General features: G+C 74.0%; 20 protein-coding genes. 13 read left to right on the top strand and 7 right to left on the bottom strand.

The window, feature by feature from the left end:
• Window positions 1-8: 8 nt before the first annotated feature.
• A complete protein-coding gene (locus AC0B61_RS08500; RefSeq protein WP_471739856.1) occupies window positions 9-1,193 on the top strand; it encodes an alcohol dehydrogenase catalytic domain-containing protein in 1,185 nt (394 codons plus the stop codon).
• A 162-nt stretch (window positions 1,194-1,355) separates the two neighbouring features.
• On the opposite strand, the gene AC0B61_RS08495 is transcribed toward AC0B61_RS08500, so the two are convergent.
• The 3 genes from AC0B61_RS08495 to AC0B61_RS08485 form a co-directional block, all read right to left on the bottom strand.
• Window positions 1,356-2,555 carry an NAD(P)/FAD-dependent oxidoreductase gene (locus AC0B61_RS08495; RefSeq protein ID WP_471739855.1) on the bottom strand — a complete coding sequence of 400 codons (1,200 nt, stop codon included), beginning with the start codon at window positions 2,553-2,555 and terminating at the stop codon, window positions 1,356-1,358.
• Window positions 2,552-2,749 carry a ferredoxin gene (locus AC0B61_RS08490; RefSeq protein ID WP_471739854.1) on the bottom strand — a complete coding sequence of 66 codons (198 nt, stop codon included), beginning with the start codon at window positions 2,747-2,749 and terminating at the stop codon, window positions 2,552-2,554. The genes AC0B61_RS08495 and AC0B61_RS08490 overlap by 4 nt, the downstream gene beginning before the upstream one ends.
• 156 nt (window positions 2,750-2,905) lie before the next feature.
• Window positions 2,906-4,105 (bottom strand): cytochrome P450, encoded by a 1,200-nt coding sequence (locus tag AC0B61_RS08485; RefSeq protein WP_471739853.1) that lies wholly within the window; start codon window positions 4,103-4,105, stop codon window positions 2,906-2,908.
• Window positions 4,106-4,336: 231 nt separating this feature from the next.
• On the opposite strand from AC0B61_RS08485, the gene AC0B61_RS08480 reads away from it, so the two are divergent.
• From AC0B61_RS08480 to AC0B61_RS08470, 3 genes are all read left to right on the top strand, one after another.
• The gene (locus AC0B61_RS08480) at window positions 4,337-4,882 is read left to right on the top strand and encodes a MarR family winged helix-turn-helix transcriptional regulator (protein WP_471739852.1); all 546 of its coding nucleotides are present in this window, start codon (window positions 4,337-4,339) and stop codon (window positions 4,880-4,882) included.
• A gap of 519 nt (window positions 4,883-5,401) precedes the next feature.
• Window positions 5,402-6,712 carry a diacylglycerol/lipid kinase family protein gene (locus tag AC0B61_RS08475; protein ID WP_471739851.1) on the top strand — a complete coding sequence of 437 codons (1,311 nt, stop codon included), beginning with the start codon at window positions 5,402-5,404 and terminating at the stop codon, window positions 6,710-6,712.
• Window positions 6,705-7,337 carry a phosphatase PAP2 family protein gene (locus AC0B61_RS08470; RefSeq protein ID WP_471739850.1) on the top strand — a complete coding sequence of 211 codons (633 nt, stop codon included), beginning with the start codon at window positions 6,705-6,707 and terminating at the stop codon, window positions 7,335-7,337. Before AC0B61_RS08475 ends, AC0B61_RS08470 begins: the two co-directional genes overlap by 8 nt.
• A gap of 51 nt (window positions 7,338-7,388) precedes the next feature.
• Here the strand turns inward: AC0B61_RS08470 and AC0B61_RS08465 are convergent, their stop codons facing one another.
• Both AC0B61_RS08465 and AC0B61_RS08460 read right to left on the bottom strand, forming a co-directional pair.
• Window positions 7,389-7,652: a hypothetical protein gene (locus AC0B61_RS08465; RefSeq protein ID WP_471739849.1), complete on the bottom strand. Its 264-nt coding sequence runs from the start codon at window positions 7,650-7,652 to the stop codon at window positions 7,389-7,391.
• A 326-nt stretch (window positions 7,653-7,978) separates the two neighbouring features.
• Window positions 7,979-9,598, bottom strand: coding sequence for an ADP-ribosyltransferase domain-containing protein (locus tag AC0B61_RS08460; protein ID WP_471739848.1), 1,620 nt, complete (start codon window positions 9,596-9,598; stop codon window positions 7,979-7,981).
• Window positions 9,599-9,860: 262 nt separating this feature from the next.
• Between AC0B61_RS08460 and AC0B61_RS08455 the strand changes: the two genes are divergently transcribed.
• From AC0B61_RS08455 to AC0B61_RS08435, 5 genes are all read left to right on the top strand, one after another.
• The gene (locus AC0B61_RS08455; protein WP_471739847.1) at window positions 9,861-10,544 is read left to right on the top strand and encodes a macro domain-containing protein; all 684 of its coding nucleotides are present in this window, start codon (window positions 9,861-9,863) and stop codon (window positions 10,542-10,544) included.
• A 103-nt stretch (window positions 10,545-10,647) separates the two neighbouring features.
• On the top strand, window positions 10,648-11,016 hold the full coding sequence (locus tag AC0B61_RS08450) for a DUF4180 domain-containing protein (RefSeq protein ID WP_471739846.1): 369 nt from the start codon (window positions 10,648-10,650) through the stop codon (window positions 11,014-11,016).
• 22 nt (window positions 11,017-11,038) lie between these two features.
• Window positions 11,039-11,635: a DUF1349 domain-containing protein gene (locus AC0B61_RS08445; protein ID WP_471739845.1), complete on the top strand. Its 597-nt coding sequence runs from the start codon at window positions 11,039-11,041 to the stop codon at window positions 11,633-11,635.
• Window positions 11,636-11,703: 68 nt separating this feature from the next.
• The gene (locus tag AC0B61_RS08440) at window positions 11,704-12,636 is read left to right on the top strand and encodes an N-acetylglucosamine kinase (RefSeq protein WP_471739844.1); all 933 of its coding nucleotides are present in this window, start codon (window positions 11,704-11,706) and stop codon (window positions 12,634-12,636) included.
• Window positions 12,637-12,743: 107 nt separating this feature from the next.
• Window positions 12,744-15,560: a penicillin acylase family protein gene (locus AC0B61_RS08435; protein ID WP_471739843.1), complete on the top strand. Its 2,817-nt coding sequence runs from the start codon at window positions 12,744-12,746 to the stop codon at window positions 15,558-15,560.
• A gap of 43 nt (window positions 15,561-15,603) precedes the next feature.
• Here AC0B61_RS08435 and AC0B61_RS08430 read toward each other — a convergent pair whose 3' ends face one another.
• Entirely contained in the window at window positions 15,604-15,906 is a 303-nt protein-coding gene (locus tag AC0B61_RS08430; protein WP_471739842.1) for a hypothetical protein, read from the bottom strand.
• Window positions 15,907-16,092: 186 nt separating this feature from the next.
• Between AC0B61_RS08430 and AC0B61_RS08425 the strand changes: the two genes are divergently transcribed.
• Both AC0B61_RS08425 and AC0B61_RS08420 read left to right on the top strand, forming a co-directional pair.
• Window positions 16,093-16,656: a YceI family protein gene (locus AC0B61_RS08425; RefSeq protein ID WP_471739841.1), complete on the top strand. Its 564-nt coding sequence runs from the start codon at window positions 16,093-16,095 to the stop codon at window positions 16,654-16,656.
• A 146-nt stretch (window positions 16,657-16,802) separates the two neighbouring features.
• Window positions 16,803-18,032, top strand: a complete 1,230-nt coding sequence (locus AC0B61_RS08420) for a threonine synthase (protein WP_471739840.1) — start codon at window positions 16,803-16,805, stop codon at window positions 18,030-18,032.
• Between the two features lie 88 nt (window positions 18,033-18,120).
• On the opposite strand, the gene AC0B61_RS08415 is transcribed toward AC0B61_RS08420, so the two are convergent.
• Window positions 18,121-18,882 carry a class I SAM-dependent methyltransferase gene (locus AC0B61_RS08415; protein ID WP_471739839.1) on the bottom strand — a complete coding sequence of 254 codons (762 nt, stop codon included), beginning with the start codon at window positions 18,880-18,882 and terminating at the stop codon, window positions 18,121-18,123.
• A 96-nt stretch (window positions 18,883-18,978) separates the two neighbouring features.
• On the opposite strand from AC0B61_RS08415, the gene AC0B61_RS08410 reads away from it, so the two are divergent.
• Together AC0B61_RS08410 and AC0B61_RS08405 are read left to right on the top strand one after the other, a co-directional pair.
• On the top strand, window positions 18,979-19,485 hold the full coding sequence (locus AC0B61_RS08410; protein ID WP_471739838.1) for a winged helix-turn-helix transcriptional regulator: 507 nt from the start codon (window positions 18,979-18,981) through the stop codon (window positions 19,483-19,485).
• Window positions 19,486-19,705: 220 nt separating this feature from the next.
• The gene (locus AC0B61_RS08405; protein ID WP_471740101.1) at window positions 19,706-21,049 is read left to right on the top strand and encodes a hypothetical protein; all 1,344 of its coding nucleotides are present in this window, start codon (window positions 19,706-19,708) and stop codon (window positions 21,047-21,049) included.
• Window positions 21,050-21,067 lie beyond the last annotated feature (18 nt).

Genomic DNA, 21,067 nt, shown 5'->3' with positions numbered 1-21,067 from the left:
GAGACACCATGAAAGCCGTCACCTGGCACGGACGCCGGGACGTCCGCGTCGACTCCGTACCCGACCCGGTGATCCAGGAGCCCACCGACGTCCTGGTCGAGGTCACCACCACCGGGCTCTGCGGATCCGACCTGCACCTCTACGAGGTCCTGGGCGCCTTCCTGGACGAGGGCGACATCCTCGGCCACGAGGCGATGGGCGTGGTCCGCGAGGTCGGCGGCGCCGTGCACGCGGTCGCGGTGGGCGACCGCGTGGTGGTGCCGTTCAACGTGTCCTGCGGCACCTGCTACATGTGCGTGAACGGCCTCCAGTCCCAGTGCGAGACGACCCAGGTGCACGCGTACGGCACGGGCGCGGCACTGTTCGGCTACACCAAGCTCTACGGCCAGGTCCCGGGCGGCCAGGCCGAGTTGCTCCGCGTCCCGTTCGGCAACACCCTCCCGGTGGTGGTCCCGCACGGACCGCCGGACGACCGGTACGTGCTGCTCTCCGATGTGCTGCCGACCGCCTGGCAGGCGGTCGAGTACGCGGACGTGCCGCCGGGCGGCAGCGTGGCCGTGCTCGGCCTCGGCCCGATCGGGGACATGTGCACCCGCATCGCGCGCCACCGCGGGGCGGGCACCGTGATCGGCATCGACCTGGTGCCCGAACGGCTGGAACGCGCCCGGGAGCGCGGCGTCGAAGCGCTCGACCTCGCCCGGCTCGGCTCCCGCGTCGTCGACACCGTCCGCGAGCTCACCGGGGGCCGCGGCCCGCACTCCGTGATCGACGCGGTCGGCATGGAGGCCCACGGCTCCCCCGCCGCCACCGCCGCCCAGCGGATGACCTCGTTGCTGCCCGACGCCCTCGCCTCCCGGCTGATGACCCGGGTGGGCCTGGACCGCCTGCACGCCCTGCACCTCGCGGTGGACCTGGTACGGCGCGGCGGCACCGTCTCGCTGTCCGGCGTGTACGGCGGGATGACCGACCCGCTGCCGATGATGACCATGTTCGACAAGCAGCTGCAGCTGCGGATGGGCCAGGCGAACGTCCTGCGCTGGACGGCCGACCTGCTGCCGCTGCTCGGCGACGGCGACCCGCTCGGCGTCGAAGGCTTCGCCACCCACCACGTGCCGCTGGCCGAGGCCCCCGCCGCCTACGAGATGTTCCAGCACAAGCAGGACGGCGTGGTCAAGGTGCTCTTCCAGCCCTGAGTGCGCGTCGCCGGTTCCGACGGCCCCGACAGGCCCCGCCGCCGCCGAGTGCGCCGACCGGGAGGCGCAGACGGCGCGGCAGTCCCTCACAACAAGTAAACCGCGAAGCCGAGTTGGGCTCCCCGTCGAGCCGCGCGCGACGGCGGCCCTGCCGCCTCCCGCTCAGGCGGGGACGCCCTGCCACGGGCCGTACGCCGCCACCTGGGCGCGCACCTGCCGCAGCGCCCGGGCGGAGGCGATGCCCACGGCGCCGACGACCAGCCCGTCCCGGACGCAGGCGGCGGCGAAGCGGCGCTCGGCGAGGCTGCCGTCGACGAGCTCGAACCGGTCGGCGCCACCGGGGCTGCCGAAGGCCTGGATCCGCAGGCCGTACTGGTCGGTCCACAGGTACGGCACGGGCGCGTAGGCCTGGCGTGCGCCGTCCGGGCCGGCCAGCAGGTTGTGGGCGACGCACTGTGCCTGCTCGGCGGCGTTGGTGCGCTGTTCGAGGCGTCGGCGGCGACCGCTGCGGGCGTCGGGCCAGGAGGCGGCGTCACCGGCCGCCCAGACGCCGGGCCCCGCGGCGCAGTGGGCGTCGCAGACCACGCCGTCGTCCAAGCGGATGCCGCTGCCGGCCAGCCACTCGGTGTCCGGCACGGATCCGACGGCCATCAGCACGACGTCGGCGCCCAGTTCGGTGCCGTCGGCCAGTCGGACGCCGGCGGCCCGGTCGGCCCCCCGGAGGACTTCCGCGGCCACACCCTGCCGGATCCGCACGCCGTGCTCGCGGTGCAGGGCGGTCAGCAGCGCGGCCGGCTCGGCGCCCAGGACGCCCGCCAGGGGTGCGGCGGTGGACACCAGCCAGGTCACCTCGACCCCGAGGCCGACGGCGGTGGCCGCCGCCTCCGCTCCGAGCAGCCCGCCGCCGACCACCAACAGCCGTACGCCCGCGTGCAGTTCGGCGCGCAGCGCGAGCGCGTCGGCAAGGGTGCGCAGCACGTGGGCACCGGCCAGCGGCCCGTCGGCGCCCGGCAGTCGGCGCGGCCGGACCCCGGGGGCCAGGACGACGGCGTCGCCGCGCACCCGGCTGCCGTCGGAGAGGTGCACCGCCCGTTCCTGCCGGTCGAGTCGCTCGGCCCGCACGCCCAGGCGCAGGTCGAGGTCGAGGTCGGCGAGTGCCTGCGGGCCGCGCAGTGCCAGGCGCTCCGGCTCCCACTGGCCGCCGAGCAGCTGCTTGGAGAGCGGCGGCCGGTCGTACGGCGGCTCCTCCTCGGCCCCGATCAGGGTGAGGCGGCCGTCGTAGCCGGACCGGCGCAGCGCCTCGGCGGTGTGCAGCCCCGCCGCGCCCGCGCCGACGACGGCCACCGCGCGCGGTGCGCTCACGCCTCGTCCAGCAGGATCGCGGCGGCCGGGCAGACGGCGGCGGCGTCCCGGACGGCCTGGTGGGATTCGACCGGGGGCTGGGCGTCGAGGAGAACGACGATGCCGTCCTCGTCGCGCTGGTCGAAGACCTCGGGGGCGGCGAGAACGCAGTGTCCGGCGCCGCAGCACTTCTCCTGGTCGATCTGGACGAGCATGGGGTGTCCTCATTCGTGAGTGGTGGTTCCGGTCGGCCCGGGCGGGCCGGTGGACGTGCTGCCCGTTGGCGCCGCGGCTGGCTCGGGTCGGCCCAGGTCCGCCCGAGCCGGCCCGAGTCGGCCCGGCTCGGCCCGGGTCGGCCGCGGCGCCGCCGGTCACCAGGCGACGGGCAGCTCGTGGACGCCGTAGATGAGCATCTCGCCGCGGAAGCGGATCTCCTCGAACGGTACGGCCAGGCGCAGTTCGGGCAGCCGGCGCAGGACGGTGTCCAGGGCGATCTGCAGCTCCAGGCGCGCGAGCGGCTGGCCCAGGCACTGGTGGACGCCGAAGCCGAAGGCCAGGTGCCGGCGGGCGTCGCGGGTCAGGTCGAGGGCGTCGCCGTCCGCGAACTCGCGCTCGTCCCGGTTGGCGGTGCTGACCATGCAGATCACGCCGTCCCCCGCCCCGATCCGGACGCCGCCGACGGTGACGTCCTCGGTGGCGACCCGGGACAGGCCGGAGTGGACGATGGTCAGGTAGCGCAGGAGTTCCTCGACCGCTCCGGCGACGGACTCCGGGTGCGCGCGCAGGTGGGCGAGCTGGTCGGGGTTGCGCAGCAGGGCCAGGACGGAGAGCGCGGTCATGTTCGCCGTGGTCTCGTGCCCGGCGACCAGCAGCAGGCGGCCCATCGCGCCGATCTCCGCGGTGTCCAGCTCGCCGCGGGCCACGAGCCGGCTGAGGATGCCCTCGTCGGGCTCGGCGCGCTTGGCCTCGGTGAGCTTGACCAGGTAGTCGGCCAGTCTCTCCTGGGCGGCGTCCACCTCCTCGGCCGGGGAGTCGCGGCGGAGCAGGACGCGGCTGCACTCCTGGAAGAAGTCGTGGTCCTGGTACGGGACTCCGAGCAGCAGGCAGATGACGAGGGACGGCAGCGGCAGCGCGAACTCGCGGACCAGGTCGGCGGAGGTGCGTCCGGCGGCCATCCGGTCCAGCAGGTCGTCGGCGATCCGCTGGATCTCGGGGCGCAACGCCTCGACCTTCCTGATCATGAACTCGCCGGTGAGCATCCGGCGCAGCCGGGAGTGCTCCGGGTCGTCCATCCGGATGAAGGTGGGCTGACCGGTGCTCAGCTGCCGGGCGCCGGCGCTGATGAACGGGAAACCGGAGCGGGTGGCGTCCGAGCTGAAGCGGGCGTCGCTGAGCACCGCCTTGACGTCCTCGTGGCGGGTGATCAGCCAGCTGGGGGTGCCGTTCCACAGGGACACGCGGCTGATCGGCTCGTCGTGCTGGGCCTGCCGGTAGGCCGGCGGCGGGTCGAAGGGGCAGCCGCCGCGGGCGGCGGGGTGGGTGAACCGGGGGGTCTGAGCGGCAGTGGCCATCATGGGCTCCCTTCTCGGAGCATGGGGGTGCCGGGGGCGTCGGGCGGGTGGGCCCGGGCGCCTCGGAGTAGTCCGGACCATTTACATGCCCTAAGCAACTAACTCACCGTCACGCTAACTCGCGGTCCGTGGCGATGAAAGGGCTCACCGGATGACGGCCGAATCTGTCCGAAAACCGGTCGGACGCCGACGGCCGAGCCACACCCCGAACCGGATCGCTACAGTTCCTCCATGCCGGACGCCACCGACCATCGGACCGCCACCTCCGACCTGGAGGCCGTACTGGCCTCACTGGCCTACCTGCTGACCCGATCGCAGGAGCACGAACGCCAGGCCGCCCGGGCGGGCATCACCGCGGCCCGCTCGGACGTCTACCTGCTGCGCGCGCTCGCCGAGGCCGAAGGGACCAGCCGCGTCGGCGACCTGGCCGCCCGCCTGATGGTCAAGCCCTCCCACGTCACCCGGCAGATCGACCGGCTGCAGAGCCAGCACCTGGTGGAACGCACCCCGGACACGGCGGACCGGCGGGCCCGCCAGATCGAACTGACCGCCGAAGGCCTCGCGACGCTCGACCGCCTGAAACGAGCCAACATCGCCGGCCTCACCGACGCCCTGGACGGCATCCCGGAACCGGACGTCGCCGCCACCGTCGCCGTCCTGCGCCACCTGGTCGAGCGGTACGTCCACCGGGTCCGGACCACGGTCCTGTCCGCCGACGCCCCACCACCGACCCGCCCCGCCGAGAACGCCGACGCGGGCCCACCCCTCCGCACCTGACCCCAGGCCGCGGGGCCGCGACGGAGCCCGTCTCGGCCCCGCACGCACCGACCACAAGCGCCAACGCGGCCCCGCCGCGCCCCACCGCAACGCCCCCGACAGCCCCCTCGCGGGCCGGCGACCGGTGGCGGAGCCCGTCGTGGCAGGCGGCCAAGCGGCGACTCGACCAGGCCTGGCGGCCGATCCGTCGGCGGCGACACGCCCACACCACCGGGAGGGCCGCCCCAGGGCAAGGCCTGGCGCAACGCCGCCCGGTGGCGGCCCTGCACGGTCGGCGGCGAGGATGTGCGGAAGGCCGACCGCGATGCCGTGACGGCGGAACCGCAGCGCGCATGACGGCAGGCGGGCAGGCGGGCAGGCGGGCAGGCGGGCAGGAGTGCATTCCCGCAGACGGGGCAGGCGGCTGCCACAGACCGGACCCCCCCGGGACAGCGGCACAGGGAGGACGACATCGACGGGACGCGGCAGACGGGATTCGACGGCGACGTGACCGCGCGGGCACTCGCACGGTGCGCACTGGTGGCCGCGGCCGTTGCCGTGGCCATGCTGGTGCTCGCGCTGGACGAGGGCAGCCTGGAGGTGGTGGCGGGCGGGCTCCTGGGACTGGTGGTCGGCGCCGCAGGCCTCTGGTGGTTCCTGGCGTACCGCGGCGCGGTGCGGGTGGTCGGGGCGTTGCTCGCGATCGCCGCGCCGATCGCCCTCGTGGTGCTGTTCGCCTTCCACGACCTGTGGCTGACCGCACTGGTCCTGTTCTTCTGCTGGGGCGCGGCGCTGGCCCTCGCCCGGTTGGCGCTGCGCCGGGCCCGCCCCGACCGGGCGAGTGGGGTGTCCACCACGACCCGGCCGAAGAAGCCGGTGCTCATCATGAACCCGAATTCCGGCGGCGGGAAGGTCGGCCGCTTCGGGTTGGTCGAGCGGGCGGAGCGGCTCGGCGCGAAGGTGGTCCTGCTGGATCCCGACGACCACACCGATGTGGCCGCGCTGGCCCGGGACGCGGTGGCCGACGGCGCTGACCTGCTCGGCGTCGCGGGCGGCGACGGCACCCAGGCGCTGGTCGCGGCCGTCGCCGCCGAACACGGCTTGCCGTTCGTCGTCGTCTCCGCTGGCACCCGCAACCACTTCGCCATGGATCTCGGCCTCGACCGGGACGATCCGGCGCGTTGCCTGGACGCGCTGACGGCCGGCGAGGAGCTGCGGGTCGACCTCGGCGAGGTCGCGGGCCGGGCGTTCGTCAACACCGTGTCGTTCGGGGTGTACGCGGACGTCGTGCAGCGCCCGGAGTACCGGGACGACAAGGCGGGCACGGCGCTGAACCTCCTGCCGGACCTGCTGGTCGGCGACGGGGTGCGGCGGGTCGACGCCCGGGTCGACGGCACCGCGCCCGAGTCGCTCACCGCCCAGCAGGCGCTGCTGGTCAGCAACAACCCGTACGGCTCCGCCGACGACCTCGACATCGGCGGCCGCCGGCCCCGGCTCGACAGCGGTGAGCTGGGTGTGGTGGGCATCCGGGTGGAGGGCGCGGCGCAGGCCGCCGAGCTGGCCGTCCGGGGCTCGCAATCCACCGGATTGACGGTGCTGACCGGGCGGCGGGTCGAGGTGACGTCCGACGAGGAGGAGATCCCGGTGGCGGTCGACGGCGAGGCCCTGCGCATGCCCACGCCGGTGGTGGTCACCGTGCGCCCGGGCGCCTTGCGGGTCCTGGTGCCACGCGACCGCCCGGGCGTCGCTCCCGCCACCCCGCGCGTGGACTGGCGGCAGCTCGTCTCCCTCGCGCTCAGCCGCGGCGAACCGGCCGCCGCCCCGGACTCCGAAGGGCACGCCCATGCCTGACCAGAACTCCACGCCGCCCCCCGCCACCCCCGACGTCCCGGGCTCCGCAGGCTCCCCCGCCACCCCCTCGGCGGGCGTGCTCAGCGACCTCCGCGCGATCGACGGCGCCCTGTACGCGGCGGTGGCCGCCACCCCGACACCGACTCTGGACTCGGCCCTCCGGCGGCTGTCCCGCGCGGCCGACCACTCGAAGATCTCGCTGACCGTCGCCGCGGGCCTCGCCCTGCTGCCCGGCCGGCCCCGGCAGGCGGCGGTGGTCGGGGTCGCCGCGGTCGCGCTGGCCTCCGCGACGGCGAACCTGCTCGGCAAGCACCTGGTCCGCCGACGGCGGCCCGACCGGGAACTGGCCCGGGTGATCGTGGCCCGGCAGGTACGGATGCCCGCGTCGGCCTCCTTCCCGTCGGGGCACACCGCCTCGGCGACGGCGTTCGCCACCGCCGTCGGCGTGGTGCTGCCCCCGGCGGCGGTGCCGCTCGGGGCACTGGCCCTCGCCGTCGGCTACTCCCGGGTCCACACGGGCGTGCACTACCCGGGCGACGTGGCGGCCGGCGCGCTCCTCGGCTTCGCGTCCGCCGCGGCGGCACTGACCTTCGTCCACGTCCCGCTGCGACTCACCGAACAGTGAGCGGCCCACGCGCGGGGCCGCCCGGCCCCGACCGGCAATCCTCCACCTCCCTCACTCTCCGAGCGGTGCGGGCAGCGGCCGGGCGTGGAGGTTGTCCAGCCGGGAGACCGCCCTGGTCACGACCACGTGGAGCCGGTGCAGACCGCGCGGTTCGGCGGCCACGATCGCAGCCGGCTCCAGCACCACCACGTGGTCGTACTCAAGCCCCGTGACCAGCAAGGCCGGCAACACCGTCACCCGGGCCGTGGTGCCGACCTGCTCGGCCGAGGCCGTCGGGATTCCGGCGGCTCGCAGGGCTTCGGCGGCCGCCGCCACCGCCGCGCCACCAAGCTCGGTCTCACCGAGCCCCTCGACCCCATCAGCCCCGCCTCCAACTCAGCCCCCGCAACCCGCCGCACCGCCAACTCACCGTCCTGCCAAAGCGAGACGGCCTGCGGCACGTCCACGTCCAGTGCGCCCAGCACCCGGTTCGCCAGCGCCATCACCGCGCCCGGGACGCGGAAGCCAGCCGAGGTGGCCGAGCTGTTCGGGCTTCTCCGGCGCCACCCGCCAGCGGCTGGAGCCGTCGGGGACGACCAGCTGCTCCGAGCCCGGCCGCCGAGGCTCCACGGCGCCCAGCCGAACCGGCGGCGCCGACGGGATCACGACACCAGCGGCGCCTCCTCCAGCTCGGTCAGCGTCACGGTGCACAGTCCGCCGCGTTCCGTCCGGACGTCCGTGACCTGCAGCTGGGTGCCCGGCAGCAGGATGAACTCCTCCTCGCCGGTGAAGGCCGAGAAGTTCTGGATGCCCGCGGCCCGGACGGGGCGCACCTCGAAGAGCGTCCGCTTGCCGCGGCCGCCGAGGAAGGCCTGCGCCACCCCGAGCTTGGACGTGCAGGAGGAGACGCCCCACCACGTCACCGTCGAGCCGAGCGGGTACTGCCGGCGCAGGTCCAGCGACACCCCGCGCCAGAGCGGCTCGGTCCGGGCGGGCAGCCGCGACACCGCCGCGAACAGCAGTCGAAGATAGGGGAGGTAGGGCACCAACCGGGCGCGGTCCGGCGAGCGCAGCACGGCGTTGATCTCCCGGTAGAACGCCGACTCGCAGGTGTACAGGTACAGCGCGGCGATCTCGTCGGCGGACAGGCCGGCGGCCGCCTCGTCCACCCGCCGCCTGCCGAAGTCGTGCGACAGCGAGACGTGCCGATCCAGGCCGCGCAGCAGCTCCGCGACCGGGGCCGCCGCCTCCCGGAAGCCCATCAGCGGGGTGTCGAACACCCCGGTGATGGCGGGCAGGACGAGGCCTTCGTCCTTGACGCTCGCGAGGCGGTCCAGGTAGAGCTGGTGCAGCTCCATGGTGGAGGCGATGAAGGCGCCCATCCGTTCGGCGACCTCGCCGTCCGCCCCGCCGCCCTCGGTCGACTGCGCGTTCCACCCGGCGCTGGGCAGCCAGTCGACCTCGTCGGCGCCGACCGAGGCGAGGGCGGCGTTGACCGTCGCGAAGTGCTCGCCGTCGCAGAAGATGTCGCCCTGGGCGGCCGGGTTGGCGTGGTCGATGTGCCGGACCTCGACCTCGGGGTACTTCTTCTGCAGCCGCAGCACGACGTTCTTCAGGTTGCGCGCGTGCGCGCCCCACCAGGCGAAGACCACGTAGCGGTCCTCCTCGGCGGCCTGCTGCTTGGCCCGGAGGATCTCCTCGACGATCCGCTCGGCGACCGGCCGCCAGAACGCGGAGTGCCGGTCCGGGCCCAGCGCGCCGTCGCTGCTGGCGGTCAGCGCCGCGTTCAGCAGCAGCACGCCCTGGGTGAGCATCGCCTGGAACCACTCCGGCGGCTGGACCGTCTCCTCCTTATTGAGCAGGGCCCGGATGTCGGCGATCGGCGTCTTCTTGGGGATGCCGTACTTCCACATCGCCGCGGCCTTGATGATGCAGCGGATGCTGACCACCCGGCCGAACTTGCTGTCCTTCCAGTCGTGGAAGGTGTTGTCGAACATCGCGATGCCGGTCGCACTCTCCGGCCGCGGGTACGGGTTCTGGCCGAAGACCACGACCTTCCACCGGTGCGGCGCGTGCGGCTTGAGCGCCTGGAAGGTCAGCTCGCGGACCGGGACGACGTCCGGGCCGCGGCCGGGACCGATGAAGGAGGCCGCGCCGGACTGCGCCTCGATGACCGGCTTCAGCAGCGGGAGCCACGGCTCGGCGCCGCCCGTGAACAGCTCCGCGAGGGCGAGCGGGTCGTTCGGGTCGGGCTGGGTGGCGGGGGTGTCGACAGCGCTCATGGTGGTGCGACTCCGGGCTGGTCGGGACGGTACGAAAGGCGGACCGAAAGGAGCTGACGGCGCATCAGCTTCCCTGGCGGACGCCACAGTCCTACCACCCGAGTCTGACAACCCGGCCGCCGCGGAGGACCGCCGCCCGTGTCCGCCACCCGCCCACCTTCGACCGCCGCCCAGCGGCCGACGGATTGTCAGTGGCACGCGCTAGCTTCGTCCACGTCAGCAGGAACCAGCAGGACCCGCACCGACCGACAGGAGTTCCGCCGTGATCACGGACCGCACCCGGGAGCCGCTCAAGGTCGTGTTGACCGACCTCAACACGACGGTGGTCGAGTCGTGGCGAGCGGCTTTCGCGGACACCCCCGGCATCGAGATCCGGCACGCCTCGCTCCTCGCCGCGAAGGTCGACGCCTGGGTCAGCCCCACCAACTCCCGTGGCCGGATGGACGGCGGGACGGATGCGGCGATCAAGCGCCACCTGGGCGCCGGCATCCAGTTGAGGGTGCAGAAGGCGATCCGCGAAGGGCACGCCGGCACGCTCCCGGTGGGTAGCGCGGTATGCGTCCCGTCCGGGGCCGTCACCCCGAGGTTCCTGATATCGGCCCCGACCATGCAGACCTCCTCGCAGAACGTGAGCGAGACGTTGAACGTGGCCCTGGCCTGCGCCGCCGCCTTCCAGGCGGTCCACCGGCAGAACCGGCTGGAGCCGGGCTCCGTCCGGTCCGTCGCACTGGTCGGCATGGGCGCCCGGACCGGCCGGGTTCCCGCCCGGGTCTGCGCCAACCTGATGTGGACGGGCTACACCCTGTTCAACGACCACCACTTCGAGGACGACGACGAGCTGCGCGCCACCATCCTCGCCCAACTGGACGACCTTGAGCGGGCGCCCGCCACCGAGCGGGTCCGGATCGCGGCGCCCACCCGCCGCGGCCCGGCCGGGAGGGCGTGACGGTCCTGGTCCGGCCTGCCGACAAACCGGTTCCCGGCCCGGAGCCGTCGGCATACAGTGGGCCCGGCATGCAGACGATCATGCTCATCACCTGGAGGCCGACATGGCAGACGACATCAAGGAACTCGGCGGGACGAAGGTCCTCGTGTGCGATCCGGCCGGGCCCACCGTCGCCACCCCGCAGGACGCCCTCGACCTCATCGGTGCGGCCTTCGCCGGCGCCGAGGTCGTCGCCGTGCCCGCCGAGCGGCTGGACGACAGCTTCTTCACGCTGAGCACCGGTTTCGCGGGCGAGGTGATGCAGAAGTTCGTCAACTACCACCTCAAGTTGGCTGTCATCGGGGACATCTCCCGTCACCTGGAGGCCAGTTCGGCCCTGCGCGCCCTGGTCGTCGAGTCGAACGCCTCCCACCACATCTGGTTCCTCGCCGACTCGGAGGCCCTCGACGCCCGCCTGCGGGCCACCGGCTGACGCCCCGACAGGGAGGCCTTCCATGCACCCGCTCCGCAACATCGCCTGGCACGAGGGCAACTGGCTCAACCACCCCGAGCAGGCGCGGACCGACGGCACCGATCTCCTGGTCACGGCCCGCGGCCGCAGCGACTTCTGGCGCACCACGAGCTACGGCTTCGTCCGCGACGACGGGCACGCACTGCTCACCGGCTTCCCGCCCGGCAGCGCGACCGAGGTCACGTTCGTCGCCGACTTCGCTGCCCGCTACGACCAGGCCGGTCTGCTGATCCGGGTCGACCCGCAGACCTGGATCAAGGCCGGCGTGGAGATGAGCGACGGCCTCCCGCACCTGGGCGCGGTCGTCACCCGCGGGGTCTCGGACTGGTCGCTCGCGCCCGTGCCCGAGTGGCACGGAAGAGAGGTGACCGTCAGAGCCAGCCGCAGCGGGGACGCCGTGACGGTCCGCGCCCGCTGCGAAGGCGGCCCCTGGCGCCTGGTCCGGCTGGCCCCGCTGCCGCCGGCGGCTCCCGCGACGGCCGGACCGTTCTGCGCCTCCCCCGAACGGGAGGGTCTCCAGGTCCGCTTCACCCGTTTCGCGCAGGGACCAGCGGATGCGGCTCTGCACCTGGCACACTGACCGCCGGTCGGCCGGATCCGCCCGTTCGACCCAGCACGGCACCCCCCTCCGCCCACCGGAGCCGCCCCGTGACCACCCTCCACCTCGGCGTCGACGCCGGCGGCAGCCACACCCGCGCCGTCCTACTCGACGCCGCCGGCACGCCGCGCGGCCGCGGCCGGAGCAGCGGCGCCAACCCCGCCGGAAGCGACCCGGCCGGGACGGTCGAGTCCCTGGCCGCCGCCGTGTCGGCCGCGCTCGGCGCCCGGGATCCGGGCCGGGTCGCGTCCTGTCTCGTCGGCCTCGCCGGCCACCGGGCGCTGCCCGACCCGGACGGCTTCGCCCGGCAGTGCCAGGCCGCCCTCGGCCTGGACTGTCCCGTACGGCTCGTCCCCGACACCGTCCCCGCCCTCGCCTCCGGAGGTGTCGCCGACGGCCGGGGCACCGTGCTGATCGCCGGGACGGGCGCGATCTGTGTCCGCCTCGACGGCGCCCGCACACTCGCCCGCAACGGCGGGCTCGGCTGGCTGCTCGGCGACGAGGGCGGGGGCTTCTGGCTCGGCCGCGAAGCGCTCCGACGCGCCCACGCCGACCCGGACAGCGCCCTCGGCGCCGCCGTCCGCGCCCACTGCGCCGCCGGCTCCCAGGACGAGCTGCTGCGATGGGCCTACGACGGCCCGCCCCAGCGGCTCGCGGGCCTCGCCCCACTGGTCTCCCGACTGGCCGGCGACGGCGATCCCGGCGCGCTGGCCCTCGCCCGCGCGGCCGCCGGCCACCTCGCAGGCCTCGTCCGTGCCACCGCCGCACCGGCCGAATCTGCCGAACCGCTCGTCATCGCCGGCTCGGTCGCCACCTCCGCCGGCCCGGTCCGCGAGCACCTGCTCCGCCGCCTCGCCGACCTCGGCCCGCGCCTGCCGGCCACGGACGCCGCAACCGCCGCCGCCCACCTCGGCGCCACCTGCCCCCACCCACGCCCCCACCCCCACCCCCGTCCACGGACCCAGCACCACCCACCTCACTGACCGTCAGCTCGCCGCCGTCCACACGAAAATGGCATGCACGCCACTAGCCAACCGTCCAGTAGCACCCCTACCGTCGACTCCCCGTGGCTTCGACGGAGGAGTCCGCCTTGCGCCTACGCCCCCACCCCCTCCGATTCCCGGCCGCCGCCCTCGCGTCGGCCCTGCTCGTCACCGCCGCACTGACCACCACCCCCACCGCAACCGCCGCGCCGACCGCCGCACCGACCGCCGCACCGACCGCCGCCGCCAACGACTACTGCGGCGGCCACTGCGCCGACATCCTGCCGCCCGGCGAGAACGGCAACGCCACCCTCTCCGACATCCTGCTCAACAAGATGTTCGGCACCCGCCCCGCGCACACCGACGACCAACTCGGCCCGTACGCCTCGCTCGCCTCCGGCTACCCCGGCCTCACCGAGGCCAAGCTGCGCGACTTCTTCAACGACGCCTCCTTCGGCGTCCCCGCCGACCAGGTGGCCAGCACCACCAGCCCGCGCCCGGACGTCACGATCGTGCGCGACAAGGCCGCCGGCGTCCCGCACATCACCGGCACCACCCGCTACGGCACCGAGTTCGGCGCGGGCTACGCCGCCGCCCAGGACCGGCTCTGGGTGATGGACCTGTTCCGGCACGTCGGCCGCGGCCAGCTGTCCGGCTTCGCGGGCGGCGCCGCCGCCAACCGCGCGCTGGAGCAGAGCTTCTGGCAGGCCGCGCCGTACACCGAGGCGGAGCTGCAGCAGCAGATCGACGCCATCGCCGCCCGCGGTGGCCGGGCCGCCCTGGCCCTCACCGACGCCAACGCCTACCTGGACGGCGTCGACCAGTACGCCAAGGAGGTCTACAGCGCGCGCACCTTCCCGGGCGAGTACGACCTGACCGGGCACATCGACCCGGTCACCAACGCCGGGTCGATCGAGCCGTTCAAGCTGACCGACCTGGTCGCCCTGGCCTCGGTGGTCGGCGCGCTGTTCGGCACCGGCGGCGGCAACGAACTCGCCTCGGCGCAGGTCAAGTCGGCGGCCGAGGCCCGGTACGGGAAGGATGCCGGGGACGCGGTGTGGAAGTCCCTGCGGGAGGCCGACGACCCGGAGGCCGTCCAGACCCTGCACGACGGGCAGAGCTTCCCGTACGCGACGGTGCCCGACCAGCCGCAGGGCGAAGCGCTGCCCGACCCCGGCTCGGTGGTGCCCGAGCGGTTGGTCTACGACGCCACCGGCTCGGCGAACACCGCCGCCACGAAGGCGCCCGGCGTGCTCCCCGGCAACCTGCTCACCGCCAGGCACGGCATGTCCAACGCCCTCCTGGTCTCCGGCGCGCACACCGACGACGGCCACCCGGTGGCCGTGTTCGGCCCCCAGACCGGCTACTTCGCCCCGCAGCTGCTGATGCTGGAGGAGATCCAGGGCCCGGGGATCAGCGCCCGCGGCGCCGCGTTCGCCGGTCTGAGCTTCTACGTGCAGCTCGGCCGCGGCCAGGACTACGCCTGGAGCGCCACCTCCGCGGGGCAGGACATCACCGACAGTTACGCCGTCCCGCTCTGCACGACCGACGGCTCCCCGGTCACCACCGCGTCCGGCTCCTACCTGTGGCACGGCCAGTGCCTGCCCTTCGACCGGCTGGAACGCAAGAACGCCTGGAATCCGACCACCGCCGACTCCACCGCGGCGGGCTCCTACACCCTGGTGATGTACCGCTCGAAGTACGGCCTGGTCACCGCCCGCGGCACGGTCGGCGGCGCGCCCGTCGCCTTCACCGCGCTGCGCTCGACCTACCGCCACGAGGCCGACTCCATCATCGGCTTCCAGGAGCTCAACGACCCCGGCGCGGTGCACGACGCGGCGAGCTTCCAGCAGGCCGCGCAGGACATCAACTACACCTTCAACTGGTTCTACGCCGACTCCCGCGACATCGCCTACTACAACTCCGGCAACAACCCGGTCCGCGCCCCGGGCGTCGACGCCGGACTGCCGGTGCTCGCCCGACCCGCCTACGAATGGGCGGACTTCGACCCCGCCACCAACACGGCCCGCTACACCCCGGCGGCACAGCACCCGCAGTCCGTCGACCAGGACTACTACGTCTCCTGGAACAACAAGCAGGCGAACGGCTACACGTCGGCGGCCTTCGGCAACGGCTCGGTACACCGCGGCAATCTGCTCGACGACCGGGTCAAGGCGCTGCTCCGGAGCGGCGGGAAGGTCAGCCGGGTCTCGCTCACCCAGGCCATGGAGAGCGCCGCCCTCGCCGACCTGCGGGCCGAGGACGTGCTGCCCGACCTCGTCCGGGTGCTGCGCAGCGCACCCGTCACCGACCAGGCCGCCCTCACCGCCCTCCAGCAGTTGGAGGCCTGGCTCGCCGACGGCGCCCAGCGCAAGGAGACGTCCCCCGGCAGTCACACGTACGCCGACGCGACCGCGATCCGGGTGCTGGACGCCTGGTGGCCGCTGGTGTCCGAGGGCGAGATGCGGCCGGGGCTCGGTGATCAGCTGTTCACCGCGCTGACGGGCGCCCTGCAGATCAACGAGTCGCCCTCCGGCGGCCAGAGCGGGCCCGGCGGCGGGCCGGTGAGCGCCAACGAGGCCATCCCGCACAAGGGTTCGGCCTTCCAGTACGGCTGGTGGAGCTATCTGGACAAGGACCTCCGCTCGGTCCTCGGCGACCCGGTGAAGGGCCCGCTGGCCCGTCCGTTCTGCGGCGGCGGAGACCTGGCGGCCTGTCGCACCGTCCTGCTGGACGCCCTCAAGCGCGCGGCTGCCCAGACCGCCGCCCAGGTCTACCCCGGCGACGCGGACTGCTCCGCCGGCGACCAGTGGTGCGCCGACACCATCGTCCAGCGCCCGCTGGGCGGCGTGACGGACGCCAAGACCACCTGGCAGAACCGACCGACCTACCAGCAGGTGGTGCAGTTCGCCGGCCACCGCTGAGGCGAAGCCGCCGGGCCCCCGCAGCCAGGGGGCCCGGCGGCCGTCACTTCACTCGGTCGGCGGCGACCTTCTCGTCGCCGCTCAGGTTGTTCGCCTCGTCGCGCAGCCGCCGTGCGGCGACCGCGTACGTCCGGCAGGTGGCGTTGGTGGTCATCCGCTCGGCCATCGCGCCGACCAACTCCCCCGCGCTCTCCACCAGCCGGGCGAGCGCGCCCAGCAGCGCGGCCTCGTCGCCCTCCGGGACCTTGTCGCGGCCGCTCTCCCGGGCCTTCGGCAGCGCGTTCTCGCGCAGCTGCCGCCGCGCCTCGTCGACCGCCTCGACCATCGCCCGTACGCCACTGTCCATTCCGGCACCCTGATCCTTCCGAGCCTCCGTTGTCCCGCGTTCCCTTCCCGTCCCCCGGCCCGCTTAGGCCCACCCGACGGGCGACGGCCCGGATGAGCACCTAGCGTGGTCCGGGGACCGCCCGAACCGTGCCGGGCCGAGGTCCGACACCCGACACCCGACACCCGACCAGGAGGCTTGCCGACCATGACCACCAACCTCGCCGAACTCACCGGCGACTACGTCCTGGACCCCGCCCACACCCGGATCGGCTTCGTCGCCCGCCACGCCATGGTGACCAAGGTCCGCGGCGCGTTCCACACCTTCGAAGGCAGCGCCCACCTCGACGGCGCCGACCCGGCCCGCTCGACCGGCCAGGTGGTGATCAAGACCGAGAGCATCGACACCGGCGTCGAACAGCGCGACCAGCACCTGCGCGCCAACGACTTCCTGGACGCGCCGACCTACCCGGACATCACCTTCCGCAGCACCTCGGTCGAGGCGCGCTCCGACACCGAGTTCCGGGTCAACGGAGACCTCACCATCAAGGACACCACCCGCCCGGTCAGCATCGACTTCGAGTACACCGGCAACGCCGTCGACCCCTACGGCAACCTGCGGGTGGGCCTGGAGGGTTCGGTGACCATCAACCGCAAGGACTTCGGGGTCACCTGGAACGCGGCACTGGAGGGCGGCGGCGTCCTGGTCGGCGAAAAGGTGGTCCTGGAGTTCGACATCTCCGCCGTCCGCCAGAACGGCCAGAACGGCTAACGCAGCCAGCGCAGCAGCCCGTCCAGGCAGTCCAGGCAGTCCAGCCTGAGCAGCAGCCAGTCCAGCCGACGAGCCCGGAACCGCTGCCCCGAGCGGGAGCCGGAAACCACCGGACCCGGCGCGGACCGTCCGGTTAGTCTCCTGTCATGGCGACTGACACGGCACCAGCAGACTCCCTCGCGACCGGCCAGCGTTCCCTCGGCGATCCGGACCTCGACTACCCGCTCTGGCCCCCGCTCACCGCGGGCTGCCCGCGCACGAGCACCGATGACGTCTCCTACCCCGTCGAGGTCGACTACGCCTACGACAAAGCCGACCCGGCGAGCCTGTTCGCCCCCGCCCCCACCCGCGGCGGCCTGGAGCGCTGGGCCCCGCTGCTGCCGCCGCTGCTCGCGCCGGGCCTGGGCGAGGGCGCCACGCCGCTGGTCGAGATCGAGCCCGGGGTGTACGTCAAGGACGAGTCGCGCAACCCCACCTGGAGCCACAAGGACCGGCTGAACCGCTGCACCGTCAGCGCCGCCGTGGGCGTCGGCGCACCCGGCATCGCGGTCGCCTCCTCCGGCAACCACGGCGCCTCGGCCGCCGCCTACGCCGCCCGCGCCGGGCTGCGCTGCGTCGTGTTCACCGGCCCCGACCTGCCGCCGAACGTCGACGCCTTCCTCACCGCCTACGGAGCCGTGGTGGTCCCGGTCCCGTGGGCCGCCCGCTGGCCGCTGCTGCGGCAGGTGGTCGACCGCCTCGGCCTGCACCCGGTCAGCAACCTGACCACCACCCACACCGGGCACGGGTACGGCCCGGAGGGCTACAAGACAGTCGCGTACGAGATCTTCCAGGACATCGGCGTGCCGAGCGCGGTGTTCGTCCCCACCGGGTACGGCGAGCTGCTCTACGGCGTCTGGAAGGGCTTCGCCGAGCTGCGCCGCCTGGGCCTGACGGACCGGGTGCCGCGGATCCACTCCTGCGAGGCCGCCGCTTCCGGCGCGCTCGCCCGCGCGATCGCGGAGGACCGGCCGGCCGTGCGGGTGCCGGTCGGCCCGAGCGACGCCTACTCGATCGCCTCCCCGGTCAACGGCTACCGGGGCGTGGTCGCGGTCCGCACGAGCGGCGGCCGGGCCCTGACCCTGGACGACGGCCGACTCGCCGACGCCCAGGGCGAACTGGCCCGGGCCGGGCTCTGGACGGAGCTGTCGGCGGCGGCCGGTCTGGCCGGGCTGCGCAGCCTCGGCGAGCCCGACCTGTCCGACGGCCCGGTGGTCTGTGTCTCGACTTCCAGCGGCTTCAAGGACAAGGGCGTCGGCACCCGCCGCACCGAGCCGGTGGCCCCGGAATGGGACGCCGTCCTGCGCCGCCTGCGGGCCGCCGGCATCACGGGCTAGCCGGGCTCACGGGCTAACCGGGATCGCCGCCTGGCCGGGCTCACCGGCCGGGCAGCGTCCGCGGCTACCCGGCGACTACCGGGCGACTTCACCGCGGCTTCACCGCGCACCCCAGGTAGGTGACCTGCGGTCGGGCGGCCGGCGACAGCACGAAGTCGACCAGCGGCGGGATCTGCGCGTCGGTGATCCGGCCGCTCCGGCGGCCCAGCACCGCCCGGACCAGGGCGATCGCACTGCGCGGCTTGAACTCGCGGACGTCCCGGCTGCGCAGGCCGTGCCGGGCGAGCGCGGCGGCGACTTCGGCCGGGGTGCGCAGCCGGTCGGCGCTGTAGCGGCCGGGCGGCATGATCCTGGTCATCGGGACGGCCTGGAAGGCACCGAGGTAGACCAGCCGGGAGAGCGCGGTACGGCTGACGGTGTCGTAGACGATGGTCCCTCCGGGGGCGAGCACCCGGGCCACCCCGCCGAGGACGCCGTCCAGGTCGTCGGTCACCTCCAAGGTGTCGGCGACGTAGACGAGCTCGAACTCGCCCTCTCCGAAGGGCAGTTCCTCGGCGGGTGCGACCAGGTCGGTGATCGCCAGGCCGTCCCGCTCATGCGCGTCCCGGGCGTACGCGGTGGCCACCGGGGACGCGTCCACGGCGGTCACCCGGTAGCCGGCCGCGGCCAGCCCGGCGGCGACCAGGCCACGCCCGCCGCCGACCACCAGGGCCGGGCGGCCCTCGCCACGCGGGGCGACCTCGGCCAGGTACTCCATCCGGACGGCCTGGAACGACAGGGCCCGGATCTGCCGCCCGTCGATCGCCTCCGGGGACGGTGCGTCGAGCTCGATGTGTGGGCTGGTGCGCATGGCTGAACTCCCTGGGGACGCTCTCGATGCTTCAGGTTCCCTGAGGGAACTTATCAGGGACGAGTTTCCTCAGGGAACCCGACTAGGCTGGTCGCCATGACCCGCACCTCGCTCGCCGACGTCGCCTGCTCCATCGCCCGCGCCACCGACCTGTTCGGCGACGCCTGGACGGCGCTGATCATGCGGGACGTGCTGACCGGCATCCACCGCTTCGACGACCTCGCCCAGGACCTGGGCATCTCCCGCAAGGTCCTGGCCGCCCGGCTGGCCCGGCTGGTCGAGGACGGCGTGCTGGTCCGCGAGCGCTACCAGGAGCACCCGCCGCGCGAGCAGTACCGGGCCACCGAGAAGGGCACCGAACTGCACTCCGTCCTGATGGCCCTGATGGCCTGGGGCGACCGCTGGTACGCGGGCGAGGCCGGCCCGCCGGCCCGGATCCACCACCTCGACTGCGGGCAGGACACCACACCCGTGACGGCCTGCGGCCACTGCGGCAGGCCGATCACCGCCGCCAACACCACCGAACTGCCCGGCCCCGGCGGCCGGATCGGCCCCGGCACCCAACTGCTCGGCCCGCTCCTCCTCGCCCGCACCGAACCCTGACGAACCGCACCACACCCGCGAACCGACCGGCGCACACCACCGGCAACCACCCAAGGCCCGCTGTTCGCCCGCCCGTTCGCCGACGGAGGGCCGCCGTAGGGTCGGCGTTCGCCGGACGCCCCCAAGCTGGCAACCTCCGCCGACTCCCACCCGTCGAAGGGTTGCCACCGTGTCGCACTCCCCCCGCCGTCTGCTGCCACTGGCCGTCGCCGTCGCGGCGGTGCCCGTGCTCGCCCTGCCCGCCGCACCGGCCTCGGCTGCTTCGGCGGCTTCGTACGGCACGCCGACGATCACCTTCTCGGCCGGCTACCTCTCCGGCGCGGTCGGCGCCACCGGCGATCCGACCGTCGCCGTCACGGTGGCGCAGAGCGGCGCCTCGGCCTCGGCGCTGACCGTCGCCGCCTCGGCCAGCACCCGCAGCGCCGTGGCCCGCACCGGCGACGTCACGGTGACCGGCACCGGCGGCACCCGTAGCCTGGCGGTCGCCGCCCAGGGCGTCGGCTACACCGACCTGACCGTCAAGGTCACCGGCCTGGGCGGCAAGAGCGCCACCCGCACCCTGCACTACGCCGCCTCCGCCACCGTCCGGAACTCGGCCACCAGCCGCTACCTGACCGGCTCCAGCGACGCCTCGGCCGCGGTGGACGCGGGCGGCGGCTACCTCGTGGTCGGCGACGACGAGTCCAACACCCTGCGCCTGTACGACCGCACCGACTCCGGTGCGCCGGTGCGCACCTGGGACTTCAGCACCGCCCTCGGTGTCTCCAAGGAGATCGACATCGAGGCCGCGACCCGGGTCGGCAACACCATCTACTGGACCGGTTCGCTCGGCAACAACAAGGACGGCGTGGTCAAGCCCGACCGGCACACCGTCTTCGCCACCACGATCACCGGCTCCGGCGCGGCCACCCAGCTCACCCTCGCCGGCCAGTACCACGGCCTGCGCGACGACCTGGTCGACTGGGACTCCGCCCACGGCGACCGCTACGGCTTCGCGGCCGGCGCCGCCGACGGCCAGGTGCCCAAGCAGATCGACGGATTCAACGTCGAGGGCCTGGAGTTCGCCCCCGGCAGCTCCTCCACCGCCTACATCGGCTTCCGCGCGCCGCTCACCCCGGCCGTCACCGGCGGCCGCGCCCTGCTGGTGCCGGTCACCAACTTCCCGTCGCTGCTGGACGGTTCGGCCGCCCACGCGACCTTCGGCGACCCGATCGAGCTGGACCTCGGCGGGCTCTCGATCCGTGACCTGCGCCGCAACGCGCTCGGCCAGTACCTGATCGTGGCCGGCTCCTGGGCCGCCGAGGACAACTCCGCCCCGTACGCCCTGTACCGCTGGAACGGCCTGCCCGGTTCCCAGCCGGTCAAGCTGCTCGACCTGCCGACCGGCGACTACGGCGCCTGGGAGGCCGTCCCCGACGTCCCGGACCTGGACGCCCCGGGCGCCCGCGCCCAGCTGATCACCGACGACGGCTCCGCCGACCTGTACCACGACGGCACCGACGCCAAGGACCTCACCCACCCCGAGTGGAAGAAGTCCCGCAGCACCTGGTTCACGCTGAACTGACACCGCCCGGGCCCCTCG

The organism is Kitasatospora sp. NPDC023385 (assembly GCF_055664045.1).
The sequence above is the reverse complement of the archived record's forward strand: the minus strand, read 5'-3'. Positions and strand labels throughout refer to the sequence as shown.